Origin of the sequence: Pseudomonas sp. CYM-20-01, from assembly GCF_023169845.1 — a bacterium.
Lineage (GTDB): Bacteria > Pseudomonadota > Gammaproteobacteria > Pseudomonadales > Pseudomonadaceae > Aquipseudomonas > Aquipseudomonas azotoformans.
Window position 1 is genome coordinate 3846004 of the sequence record NZ_AP025169.1, and the last position, 13137, is coordinate 3859140.

Sequence of the window (13137 nt, forward strand, 5' to 3'; positions counted from 1 at the left end):
AGCTCACATTGCCACATTGTAACCGGGGGGCTGCTGCGCAGCCCAACGCGGGGCAAGCCCGCTCGCCACAAGAAACCGGTTCACTCAACGCCCGTCAACAAACAACTGCACCTTGCGCGCCAGTTGATCGAGGTGCCGATCACGCTGTTTCTCCGCGTCCACCATGGCGCGCTTGCCATGCTTTTGCAGCAGGTACGTATGAATCTGCCGTACCTCCAGCGAGCTGTAGATCGCTGCCACATCCAGCACGCCCATCAGGCCGTCGGTGCCGTAGTCCCGCGTGTTCATCAACACCTGGGTGCCCCGTGCACCACGCACTTGAAAGCCCATGCCCTCAAATGCGGGCACCTTCTCCACTGAGCACGCCAGTTCCGCATGGGGATACCGGCTCAGCACGTCACGCATCATTGCGCGGGCCACACCCTGGCGGCGATAGCCGACTTGCACCGCCATGAACGCCACACCGCAGGCCTCGGGATCATCCTTCACGGGCAGGTACAGGCAAAAGCCCATCAGCTTTTCGCCGTCCATCGCCACCACCAACTCGACCGCAATGCCTTTGGCACCGTTGAGCGCTTCCAGGTAGAGGTGCACTTCAAAGCCCGTGGCGTATTGGTAGATGTTGTACAGCAGGTTGCTCGGCGGCAGCGCCACGCTGCTGATGTCGGTGAGGTTATCCACCACCAGTTGCAGGATCTGGCTGTTGATCGGCTCGGGGCACGGTGTGGTGTAGCGGGTAAGGCTGTACATGCAAATTCCTGGGGTTCAGCGTCAAGGCAGCGCGGATTGTACCTGTTCGGCGCATACCTCACGCAAACACCCGCGCAACCAGCGATGCGCCAGGTCGGCATCCAGCCTCGGGTGCCAGAGCATCGCCACGGTAAAGCCCGGCAGCGTCAGCGGCAGCGCAAAGCTGTAGAGGCCTGCACGTTGATGGGTGGTGTAGCGCTCGGGCACGCTGGCGATCAGGTCGGTGTCGCGGGCCAGGGCGATGGCGGTGGCAAAACCGGCGACGATTGTGCTGATCTGTCGCGTGAGGCCTCGGACTTCCAGCGCATCGTCTATCTGGCCACGGTCCTGCCCGCGCCGGGACACGTAGACGTGTTGGCCCGCAGCATAACGCTCGGCGCTGACCGTGCCCTGGCTGAGGGGATGGCCACCGCGCACCACGCCCACCAGGCGGTCGCGGAACAATGCCTGGGTCAGCAGCTCCGGGCTGGCGCTGGGGTCGACCACGCCGGTTTCCAGGTCAACACGGCCTTCGCGCAGCATCGCACTGTCCTTGTCGGTCTTGTTGATGAACCGCAGGCGCACGCCGGGCGACTCCCGAGCGATGCGCGCCAACAGGGCCGGGCCGACATTCTCGACGAACTCTTCGCTGGTGCGCAGGGTAAAGGTGCGCTCGACCTGGGCCATGTCCAACGATTGCACGGGGCGTAGCGCGGCGTGGGCTTCCTGCACCAGGCGACTGACCTGTTCACGCAGTTCCACCGCCCTTGGCGTCGGCACCAGGCCACGCCCGGCGCGCACCAGCAATGGGTCGCCGGTGGTCTCGCGCAGACGCGCCAGGGCGCGACTCATGGCCGATGCGCTCAGCCGCAGGCGTTTGGCCGCCGCCGCAACGCTGCCTTCGGCGAGCAATGCATCCAGGGTGATCAACAGGTTGAGATCGGGCATCGGCGCTCCTTATCAGGCGTTGCATGCAGGTATTAACTGCAACTCATGCGTCTTCCGCCATGTTAGGCCACGCCGTAGATTTGTGACAGTTGCGTTCATTCAAGGAATTACCCATGCACACGTCTTCCCGTGGCAGCCTTGTCAGCCTGTCCCTGTCCATGTTGCTGGCCTCCCTCGGCACCAGCATCGCCAACGTCGGCTTGCCCAGCCTGGCGCACGCGTTTGATGCCTCGTTTCACGCCGTGCAGTGGGTGGTGTTGGCCTACTTGCTGGCAATCACCGCGGTGATTGTGAGTGCCGGGCGCCTGGGTGATCGCCTGGGGCGCCGGCGATTGTTGCTCGCCGGGTTGGTACTGTTCACCGTGGCCTGTGGACTTTGCGGCATGGCGCTGGCACTTGAATGGCTGATTGCCGCGCGCATCCTGCAAGGCCTGGGCGCGGCGGTCATGATGGCCATGGCCCTGGGCATGGTTGGCGATACGGTGACCAAGGAGCGTACCGGCCGGGTCATGGGCTTGCTCGGCACAATGTCAGCCGTGGGTACCGCCATGGGGCCAAGCATGGGGGGCCTGTTGCTCAGTGTGTGGGGCTGGCGCGCTATCTTCCTAGTCGGCATACCACTGGGATCGGTGGCCGCCGCAATCGCCTACCAGTATTTGCCGGTTGATCGCCCCTGCGCGCCATCGTCCATAGGCCGAGGTTCCTGGTCCTTCCTGAAGGCGCCAACGTTACGCGCCGGCCTGGCCATGAGTGCCTTGGTCGCCGCCGTGATCATGGCCACCTTTGTGGTCGGGCCGTTCTATCTGTCCCGCGGCCTGGGCCTCGACCCTGAGTGGATGGGCCTGGCGATGGCGCTCGGCCCCTGTGTCGCGGCCTTCACCGGCGTACCCGCCGGACGTCTCACCGATCGCTTCGGCAGCCAACGCGTGACACTCGCCGGGCTGGGAGTGCTGGCCTGTGGTGCGCTGCTGTTGTCGCTGGGGTCCGGACTGATCGCCTACCTTGCCTCGCTGGTTGTTTTGACGACGGGCTATAGCCTGTTCCAGGCCGCCAACAACACGGCGGTCATGAGCGATGTGGACAGCTCGCAGCGAGGCACTGTCTCGGGGCTGCTGAACCTGTCACGCAATCTCGGGTTGATCGTCGGCACGTCCGTACTGGGTGCCGTGTTCGCCTGGGCCAGCCCGGACGTGACCCGCGCCCTGCCCCAGTCCGTGGCCTATGGCCTGCATACCACGTTCAGCGTGGCGCTGGGGTTGATCCTGCTGGCCAGTGTGATGGCATGGCGTCGCTTCAGCGCTTGTAACGGCCTCCAGAACACCCATTGAGGCAAAAAAACAAAAAAGGCGTTGCGCCAGACCGGGTTACATCGCGCATCATGGGCACTTTCAAGCTCAAGGGTAACGTCCATGCGCGTTCTGTCATTGATGATGGGTCTTACGACGCTGGCCGCCAGTACGGTGTTCTGCGCCAGCGCGATGGCGAATGAAGAAAGTCAGTTGGTACAACAGATCAACCAATACCGCAGCCAGGTGCAGCGCTGCGGCGACCAGGGTTCCCAGGAACTGCCACCGCTGGCCAGCGACACACGGCTGGTGCTGCCGGCCACCAATGTGGGCGACTTGCAGCAAGCGCTGGCACGCGCCGCGTACCCGATGGTCAACGTGCAGGCCATCAGCCTGTCCGGGCCCAAGGATGCCCAGGCGGCGATGAAGGCCGTGCGCGAAAGCTTCTGTCGCGTGGTGCTGGACCCGCAATTTGTTGATATCGGCGTGAGCAACAGCGGCCAGGACTGGCGCATCGTGCTTGCTCGCCCGCTGCTGACCAGTGGCCTGGGCGACTGGCAGACCGAAGGCAGGCAACTGCTCAACCTGATCAACACCGCGCGGTCTCAGCCACGGCAATGCGGCACCCAGGCGTTTACCGCCACCACGCCGTTGTCGTGGAATGACGACCTGGCCGGCGCCGCCAACAGCCACACGCGCAACATGGCCAACGGCAACTTCTTCGACCACCTCGACCACGACGGCCGTACTCCCGGCGACCGTGCGGAACTGGCCGGCTACATCGCGAAAAACATCGGCGAAAACATCGCCGCCGGCCTGGACACGCCACGCAAGGTAGTCGACGGCTGGCTCGCCAGCCCAGGCCATTGCGCCAACCTGATGAACCCGCAGTTCCGCGAGCTGGGCGCGGCCTATGCGATGGACCCGAAGAGTGACGCAGGGATTTATTGGACGGCGGTTTTCGGCGCGCAATAAGCAGGTTTGCACATCTATCCATACGGATAGTGCATCAAATTGCTATCACCGCGATAATCCCGCTGAACTGCCAGCGGGCTTTCCGGTCTGTTGCTTGTCAGGCCCTCCCTTCCAGGCGTTAAACAGACCGCGGTAAACAAGGTGTTCTTGCAATGATGAATTGGCTGCAAAGCAGCAGCGAGATGGCTGAGCGGGTGCGCCAGCATGATTGGGCGAGTACGCCCCTGGGCCCGCTGGAACAGTGGCCGGATGTGCTCAAGACCACGGCCGCACTGTGCTTTGCCTCAAGCTTTCCCCAGGCCATCATTTGGGGGCCGCAGTTGATCACGCTCTACAATGACGCGTTTATCCCGATCCTGGGCGATAAACCCGACGCATTGGGCCGCCCTTTCAGCGAAACCTGGCACGAAGTCTGGGACCAGGTCAGCCCGATCGCCGACGCGGCCTTCCAAGGGCACGCGACCTATATCGAGAACTTCCCCTTGGTGATCGAGCGTGGCGCCGGGCCGGAGCAGGCGTACTTCACGTTCTGCTACAGCCCGATCCGTGACCCCAATGGCAAGATCGTCGGCATGCTCGACACGGTCACCGAAACCACCACCACCGTGTTTCTCACCCAGCGCCTGGCGGCCCTGGACACCATCGGCAACGCGGTCGCCACTGCCACCGATGCCGAACACATCATGGCCACCACCACCCGCCTGCTGGCCGAGCACCTGCAAGTCTCCAACTGCGCCTATGCCGACATGGATGCCGACGAAGACGGTTTTACCATTCGCGGCAACTGGGCAGCGCACGGCTCGCCGAGCATCGTCGGCCATTACAGCCTGGCCTCGTTCGGCGCATTGGCGGTGCAACGCCTGCGCGCCGGCGAGCCGCTGGTGGTGCAAGACAATCGCCTCGAGTTCACCCCTGAAGACGCCGCCAGCTATCAGGCCTTGGGCGCATTGGCCACCGTGTGTTTCCCGCTGATCAAGCACGGCCGTCTCACGGCGTTGATGGCCGTGCATGACAAAGCGCCTCGGGTCTGGTCACCCTACGACCTGGCGTTGGTGGGCGAAGTCACCGAGCGCTCCTGGGCGCACATCGAGCGCGTGCGCGCTGACGCCGCCGTGCGCGAAGGCCTGGCAGCCTTCACCGAACTCAATGCCACACTGGAACAACGGGTGCAGGAACGCACCGCTGCCCTCACCCAGGCCGAAGCTGCGTTGCACCAGTCCCAGAAACTTGAAGCCATTGGTCAATTGACCGGCGGCGTGGCCCACGACTTCAACAACCTGTTGACCATCATTCGTTCCTCGGTGGACTTCCTGCGCCAGCCTGGGCTGTCCGAAGAACGCCGCCAGCGTTACATGGGGGCGGTGTCCGATACGGTGGAACGGGCCAGCAAGCTCACTAGCCAGTTGCTCGCCTTCGCCCGTCGCCAACCGCTGAACCCGGAAGTCTTCGATGCGGGCCAGCGGGTCAAGAACATCGCCGAGATGCTCGAAAGCGTCACCGGCGCACGCATCCGCGTACAGGTGCAATTGCCAGAGCGCCCCTGCCATGTGCGGGTTGACTCCAGCCAGTTTGAAACCGCCCTGATCAACATCGCCCTCAACGCCCGGGATGCCATGGACGGCCAGGGCACCCTGACCCTGCGCGTCGCCACGCTCGAGGCACTGCCGTGCATCCGCGGCGATGCGCAGGCACTCCAGCCATTTGTCAGCGTCTCCCTGACCGACACCGGCAGCGGTATTCCGGGCGATACCTTCGAGCGCATTTTCGAGCCATTCTTTACCACCAAGGCGGTCGGCAAAGGCACTGGCCTGGGCTTGTCCCAGGTGTTCGGGTTTGCCAAGCAGTCCGGTGGCAACGTCGACGTGGCCAGCCGCGTGGGCCAAGGCACGGTGTTTACCTTGTACCTGCCGGAAGTGGCCCCGCAAGCAATGCCCGACGTGCAGCAGCAGGAAGATGTTGCGCCGGTCCACACCGCAGCGCAGCGCCATATCCTCATCGTGGAGGACAACCTGGAAGTGGGCCGCTTCGCCAACCAGATCCTCCAGGACCTGGGCTACCGCACCACCTGGGCCACCGATGCCGAACAGGCCCTCGCCCTGGCCGGCGCCGATGCGCTGGCCTTCGATGGGGTGTTTTCGGATGTGGTGATGCCCGGCATGACCGGCGTGGCCATGGCCAAGGTACTGCGTCAGCGGCGCCCGGACTTGCCGGTGGTGCTGACTTCCGGCTACAGCGAAGAGTTGGCCGACAGCGGCTACGAAGGGTTCGAGTTCCTTGCCAAGCCCTACTCGGCCGATCAGGTGGCGCGGGCACTGACCAAGGCGATGCCCTAGCGACCAGGCCTGGTTGCCAAAGAAGCCCGCTTGCTACAATTTGAAGTCTTACTCCGCCACCGCCACCTGATTGCGGCCCTGGGCCTTGGCGCGATACAGCGCCTTGTCAGCCGTATTCATCAGGCCGTGCAGGTCTTGATCCTGAGTGTGGGTGGACGCAACACCGAGGCTGGCCGTCAACCCATGCACCGGCGCGGAGGACAGGCCGGAGATTGCCTTGATCAACTGTTCAGCGATAACCCGTGCGGTTTCCAGCGAAGTGTTGGGCAGCAGCACCGCAAACTCTTCTCCACCCAGGCGGCCGTACACATCAGCCTGGCGGAACGAAGCGCTGATCACCCCGCCAATCTGGCGCAACACCTGGTCACCGGCCTGGTGGCCGTAGGTGTCGTTGATTTCCTTGAAGTGGTCCATGTCCATCATCAGCGCACACAGCGGCTGACGATTGTGGCGGCATTGTTCGTACAACACCTGGGCATGCTCGAAAAAGGCGCGGCGATTCATCAGGCCGGTGAGTTCATCGGTCTGTGCGGCGCGAGTGGAAATGTTGTGGGCACGCTCCATTTGCCGGGTCAGGCGAAAGGCTTTTTCCAGGGCATCGGACAACTTGCGCGTGGCGCTCACCACAAAGGTGGAAAACACCAGTACCGCGACGGCCACACCCACCTGCATAGAGGAAGGCTGGAACAGCAACCATAGGGTACATGGCAGTAAAACCAGGCCCATGGACCCCAGCGTCATATAGCGATAGGCCGAGTAACACGACACTGCACTCACCGACATGCCCACGGTGAACAGCATCACCAGCGCCTGGGAGAGCCGGTCATCGGTGGGCATCACCGCCAACGCGCCAAAGCCCCAGATACCGGCCGACAGCATCAGCGTGGTCCAGTAGCGGCGCTCCCAGCGATCCGGGGTGCGCTCGGCGTTGGGGCAACGAAACCACTCCATGAACATCTGCAGTCGCAGCAACGTCGAGGCTGCCAGCGTCAATAGCCAGATCAGCATGACTTGATGATCAAAGCGGTCCCAACACAGCCAGCAGAGCATCATGGCGCCCAAGTAGCTGCCGAAGATGGCGGCAAATGACTGCCGGAACAGCTGGTGCAAACGATCAGTCCGCACCTGCTCCTCTATAAAGCAATCCTGGTCCTGCCCACGCCCAAGGCCATTCATGAAATTCGCCCGATTCGACTGCTACGACAAAGGCGCCATTGTGGCACCCTGCCAGTAGCGTGGACAACAGAATCCAGCACAGTAGAGCCTTTAAAGCGCTTCCGGACGCAGAATCAACACGCCAAGGGGTGGCAGATTCAGCGACAGCGACACCGCTTGACCATGACGGGGCTCATCCTGGGTGAACACCTCGCCCCCATTACCGTAATTGGAACCTGCGTACATATCGGCGTCACTGTTGATCACTTCGCTCCAGCGCCCAGCAAAAGGTACACCGACGGCGTAACCCTCACGCGGCACCGGGGTGAAGTTGGCCACCACCAGCACCGGCTTACCGTCCTTGCTCCAGCGCAGCCAGGCATAGACGCTATTGATCGCGTCATCGCCGATCAGCCACTGGAAGCCCTGGGGTGCGTCGTCCTGTTCATGCAAGGCCGGCTCTTCGCGGTACAGCCGGTTCAAGTCCCCCACCAGCTTTTGCACGCCTTTGTGCTCGGCGTATTGCAACAAGTACCAGTCCAATTGCTGGTCATGGTTCCACTCGCGCCATTGGCCGAATTCGCAGCCCATGAACAGCAGTTTCTTACCGGGATGCATCCACATGAACGCCAGATAGGCGCGCAGGTTGGCGAATTTCTGCCAGCGGTCGCCGGGCATCTTGTCGATCAGCGAGTGCTTGCCATGCACCACTTCGTCATGGGAGATCGGCAGGATGAACCGCTCGGACCAGGCATACACCAGGCCGAAACTCAGTTCGTTGTGATGGTGGGCACGGTACACCGGGTCCTGCTGGATGTAGTGCAGTGAGTCGTGCATCCAGCCCATGTTCCATTTGTAGTTGAAGCCCAGCCCGCCCTGTTGGGTCGGCTGGCTCACGCCCGGCCAGGCGGTGGATTCCTCGGCAATCACCAACGCCCCCGGCGCTTCCTGGGCCACCACGTCGTTCAGATGGCGCAGGAAGTCGATGGCTTCGAGATTCTCACGGCCGCCATGGCGGTTGGGCACCCATTCGCCGGCCTTGCGCGAATAGTCGCGGTAGAGCATCGACGCCACGGCATCCACGCGCAGCCCGTCAATGTGGAAATGCTTGAGCCAGTGCAGCGCCGAAGCCAGCATGAAGCCGTGCACCTCGGTGCGGCCCAGGTTGTAGATCAGCGTGTCCCAATCCTGGTGGAAGCCTTCCAGCGGGTTGGCGTATTCGTACAGCGCAGTGCCGTCGAATTGCGCCAGGCCGTGGGTATCGGTAGGAAAATGCGCCGGCACCCAGTCGAGGATCACACCGATATCGGCCTGGTGCAGCGCATTGACGAAGTAGGCGAAATCCTGCGGCGAACCGAACCGCGCCGTGGGAGCAAATTGTGACAACGCCTGGTAGCCCCAGGAACCGCCGAACGGATGCTCCATGATCGGCATCAGCTCGACGTGGGTGAAACCCAGTTGCTGCACATAGGGAATCAGGCGTTCGGCCAGCTCACGCCAGTTGTATTGCCGGGCCACTTCGCCCGCCTCGTCCAACTCGCACTGCCAGGAGCCCACGTGCAGTTCATAGATCGACAACGGCGCGGTGGCCTTCTGCTTATCGACCCGCGCCTGCATCCATTCATGATCCTGCCAGTCCACCTGCAACGGTTCGGCCACCTTGGAGGCGGTGTCCGGCGGCAACTGGGTGGCCAGCGCCACTGGGTCGGCCTTGAGCGGCAGGATCCCATGGGCACCGAGAATCTCGTACTTGTAGGCCGCACCCGGTTGCAGGCGTGGGATGAAGATCTCCCACACGCCGGAAGGATGGCGCAAGCGCATCGGATGACGCCGACCGTCCCAGATATTGAAGTCGCCCACCACCGACACCCGCCGCGCATTCGGCGCCCACACGGCAAAGCGCACGCCCGCCACGCCATCGACGCTGGTCACCTGGGCGCCCAGGCAACTGCCAAGGTCGCGGTGATTACCTTCGGCGAACAGGTACAGGTCCATCTCACCCAGCAGCAGTTGCTGGAAGCTGTACGGGTCTTCGGTAATCTGCTCGCCACCAGCCCACTGGATTTTCAACAGGTACGGCTGACGGGTCTTGAACTGGCCGACAAACAGGCCCGGCACCTGGCTCGCGTCCAGGCTGCCGAGCGCCTCGCCACTGTCGCGGGCCAGCACCTGAACACTCAAGGCCTCGGGCAGGAATGCACGGATAAACTGGCCGCCGTGATCATCATCGTGTGGCCCGAGAATCGAGAACGGGTCGTGGTGTTCGGCGCGGACCAGCGCTTCGACGTCCTTGGACGCCGGCAATGCAGTCAGTTTCGGTTGCAGCGGTTCTTTATGTGTAAAGCTCATGACGTCTCCCCACCGCGTGCAGTGTTCGATATAGGTGCGATACCGCTCAACAATCCGTGCAACCCTTGCAGGGGCACCGGCAACCAGGTTGGGCGGTTTTCTGCTTCGTAAGCCACTTCGTACGCGGCCTTCTCCAGGCTGAACAACGTCAGCGCGGCGTCCTGGCCTTTGGCATCCTGCCAGTCATGCGCCAGTGTAGCCGTCGCCGCCTGATAAGCCCGGATAAAGGCCTGGCGTGCTTCCTTGAGGTAACGCTCTGTCACGCGTCTGCGCGCCTGGTCCGCCTCGGGCGAGTGATCCACCCCTTGAACATTCAGGGCCATCGCCGCCGCATAGTCGAATGAGCGCAATACACCGCTCACATCTTTGTACGGACTGTGCTTGCCACGTCGCTCATGCAATGGCCGCGCCGGCTCCCCTTCGAAGTCGATCAGGTAAGCATCGCCCTTCACCACCAGCACCTGGCCCAAGTGCAAGTCACCATGCACACGGATGCGCAACCCGCCCGCCGTGGCTTTCGCCAAAGCCTGTACATGGCTGGCGATGGCTTTTTTCTGTGCCAGCAAATCACTGACCAGCACTTGATCCGCCGGGTTCAACTGGCTTTGATGAAGTTTGAGCAAGTGCAGCGCACGGTCCAGTTGCGCGCCGACATCCTTGGCCCAGGCCTGGGTGTCCTTGGCCGTGGTGACTTCGGGTTTGAAGGCCTTGTCGGTAGTTTTGGCGCCGAGCACCTGGTGCATTTCGCCGAGGCGCTGGCCGAGCAAGCCGGCAAAATCGGCCAGCTCGCCCAGGGCGTTGTAGTGTTGTTCCTGCTCGGAAATGGCCTCGGCCAGTTCGTCGCGGATCGCCCGCTCCAGGTTGTTCTGGGTCCAGCTCCAGGCGTCGCCCTGGTTGCTCAGGTAGCCCTGGGCAATCATCAGCAGATTGTCCTCGCCCTCGGCGTCGTGGCGCACCATCGACCCCAGTAGTGGCGAAATGTTCGGGTAGCCCGCAGCTGTCAGATAAGCACTCATCTCCAGTTCCGGGTGTACGCCGGAGGCGACTTTGCGGATCAGCTTGAGCACCAGGCTCTCGCCCACCACCACCGAGCTGTTGGACTGCTCGGCCGACAAGTAACGCACCTCCGCCTCATCCGTCAGTTGCAGCTTGGCCAAATGCGGTGTGGCAGCAAAGCGCAGCTCGCCGTCACTGGTCTCCAGCACGGTGCCCGCCTGCAAGCCCTGGATCACCGCACGGATGAAGTGCTCAAGGCTGAAGGCGTCGGTCACCAACCCCACCTGGCGCACCCGACGTACTCGGGCCAGCGCCAATTGCTGGGGCAAGGCGCTGGTGAATTGATCTTCGCCAAGGAAACCGAACGGCAACTGGTAACGGCTGACCTGGCCTGCGGCCGTCACCTCGACTTCACTGAGCAACACCGGATGCTGCGCGTCGCCAAATCGCACGCCGTAGGCAATGCGCACGCTGTCGATCGCCGTGTCCTTGCCAGCGAACCAGCGGCGCTTGGGCAACCACGCTGGCAGAGCGGTCTGCTCCAGGGACGCTCGGCAAGGTTCTTCCAGCAGTTCTTCCATGCGTTTTTTCAATACCAATGTGGTGAAGTCCGGCATGCTCTGAGCCGGTTCCACATGCCAGCTGGGCATCTGGTTTTCCGGCGCCAGCACAAACCAGTAGAAACCGTAGGGCGCCAGGGTCAGCAGGAAATTCAACTGGCCGATGGGCGGGAACGCATTACCGCCAAGCATTTCCACCGGCACCATCCCGGCAAACGCCGACAGGTCCAGCTCCGCCGCCTGGGCACTGCGCGACACGTTGGCCACGCACAAGATGATCTCGTTGCGCCCGTCCTCACCGGTAAATTCGCGGGTATAGGCCAGGATGCGCCGGTTGCTCGGCGAGAGCATTTTCAGGCTGCCTCGGCCAAAGGCCTTGGACTGCTTGCGCACCGCCAGCATGCGCCGGGTCCAGTTCAGCAACGAATGCGGGTCCTGGGCCTGGGTCTCCACATTGACCGACTGATAGCCATATTGCGGGTCCATGATCGGCGGCAGCACCAGGCTGGCCGGGTCGGCCCGGGAGAAACCGCCGTTGCGGTCGATGGACCATTGCATCGGCGTGCGCACGCCATCGCGGTCACCCAGGTAGATGTTGTCGCCCATGCCGATTTCATCGCCGTAATACAGGGTCGGCGTACCGGGCATCGACAGCAGCAGGCTGTTGAGCAGCTCGACACGGCGGCGGTCGCGCTCCATCAGCGGTGCGAGCCGGCGGCGAATCCCCAGGTTGATCCGCGCACGCCGGTCGGCGGCGTAGTAGTTCCACAGGTAGTCGCGCTCTTTGTCGGTGACCATTTCCAGGGTCAGCTCATCATGGTTGCGCAGGAAAATCGCCCACTGGCAATTGGCGGGAATCTCCGGGGTCTGGCGCAGGATATCGGTGATCGGGAAGCGATCTTCCTGGGCCAGGGCCATGTACATGCGCGGCATCAGCGGAAAGTGGAAAGCCATGTGGCACTCGTCGCCGTCGTCGCCCTTTTTGTCACCGAAGTACAGCTGTGTGTCTTCCGGCCACTGGTTCGCTTCGGCGAGCAACATGCGGTCGGGGTAATGGGCATCGATCTCGGCGCGGATCTGCTTGAGCACGTTGTGAGTCTCAGGCAGGTTTTCGTTGTTGGTCCCATCGCGTTCGATCAAATAGGGGATCGCATCCAGGCGCAGGCCGTCGATGCCCATGTCCAGCCAATAGCGCATCACCGACAGCACGGCTTTCATGACCTGCGGGTTGTCGAAGTTGAGGTCGGGCTGGTGCGAGTAGAAACGGTGCCAGAAGTACTGGCCGGCGACCGGGTCCCAGGTCCAGTTGGACTTCTCGGTATCGAGGAAGATGATGCGCGTGCCGTCGTATTTCTGGTCGTCATCCGACCACACGTAGAAGTCCCGCGCAGCCGAACCGGGCTTGGCCTTGCGCGCACGCTGGAACCAGGGGTGCTGGTCGGAGGTGTGGTTGATCACCAGTTCGGTGATCACCCGCAGGCCGCGCTTGTGCGCCTCGGCGATGAAGCGCTTGGCGTCGGCCATGGTGCCGTAGTCACTGTGTACGCCTCGGTATTCAGCGATGTCGTAGCCATCGTCGCGGCGTGGCGAGGGGTAGAACGGCAGCAGCCAGATAGTGTTGACGCCGAGGTCGGCGATGTAATCGAGCTTGGCGATCAGGCCGGGAAAGTCGCCGATACCGTCATTGTTGGAGTCGAAATAGGATTTGACGTGAACCTGGTAGATCACCGCGTCCTTGTACCAGAGCGGGTCCTTGATGAAGGTGGCAGCGTTGGGTTTCTTCGCCATTGGAAACTCCTGAAATAC

Annotated in this window: 8 protein-coding genes; 3 read left to right on the plus strand and 5 right to left on the minus strand. The window is 62.6% G+C overall.

Annotated features, from left to right (window positions below):
- Nucleotides 1–84 precede the first annotated feature (84 nt).
- Nucleotides 85–750, minus strand: a complete 666-nt coding sequence (locus M2497_RS17095; protein WP_248481832.1) for a GNAT family N-acetyltransferase — start codon at nt 748–750, stop codon at nt 85–87.
- 21 nt (nt 751–771) lie between these two features.
- Complete coding sequence (locus M2497_RS17100) at nt 772–1677, minus strand: LysR family transcriptional regulator (protein ID WP_248481834.1); 906 nt, start codon at nt 1675–1677, stop codon at nt 772–774.
- A 113-nt stretch (nt 1678–1790) separates the two neighbouring features.
- On the opposite strand from M2497_RS17100, the gene M2497_RS17105 reads away from it, so the two are divergent.
- The 3 genes from M2497_RS17105 to M2497_RS17115 all read left to right on the plus strand — a co-directional run bounded on the left by M2497_RS17105 (nt 1791) and on the right by M2497_RS17115 (nt 6271).
- The gene (locus M2497_RS17105) at nt 1791–3005 is read left to right on the plus strand and encodes an MFS transporter (RefSeq protein WP_248481836.1); all 1215 of its coding nucleotides are present in this window, start codon (nt 1791–1793) and stop codon (nt 3003–3005) included.
- Nucleotides 3006–3086: 81 nt separating this feature from the next.
- Nucleotides 3087–3938, plus strand: coding sequence for a CAP domain-containing protein (locus M2497_RS17110; protein ID WP_248481837.1), 852 nt, complete (start codon nt 3087–3089; stop codon nt 3936–3938).
- Between the two features lie 152 nt (nt 3939–4090).
- A complete protein-coding gene (locus tag M2497_RS17115) occupies nt 4091–6271 on the plus strand; it encodes a GAF domain-containing protein (RefSeq protein WP_248481838.1) in 2181 nt (726 codons plus the stop codon).
- A gap of 48 nt (nt 6272–6319) precedes the next feature.
- On the opposite strand, the gene M2497_RS17120 is transcribed toward M2497_RS17115, so the two are convergent.
- From M2497_RS17120 to treS, 3 genes are all read right to left on the minus strand, one after another.
- Nucleotides 6320–7447, minus strand: a complete 1128-nt coding sequence (locus tag M2497_RS17120; RefSeq protein ID WP_248481839.1) for a GGDEF domain-containing protein — start codon at nt 7445–7447, stop codon at nt 6320–6322.
- A 90-nt stretch (nt 7448–7537) separates the two neighbouring features.
- Nucleotides 7538–9775: a 1,4-alpha-glucan branching protein GlgB gene (glgB, locus tag M2497_RS17125; protein ID WP_248481840.1), complete on the minus strand. Its 2238-nt coding sequence runs from the start codon at nt 9773–9775 to the stop codon at nt 7538–7540.
- A complete protein-coding gene (gene treS / locus M2497_RS17130) occupies nt 9772–13119 on the minus strand; it encodes a maltose alpha-D-glucosyltransferase (protein WP_248481841.1) in 3348 nt (1115 codons plus the stop codon). Before treS ends, glgB begins: the two co-directional genes overlap by 4 nt.
- Nucleotides 13120–13137 lie beyond the last annotated feature (18 nt).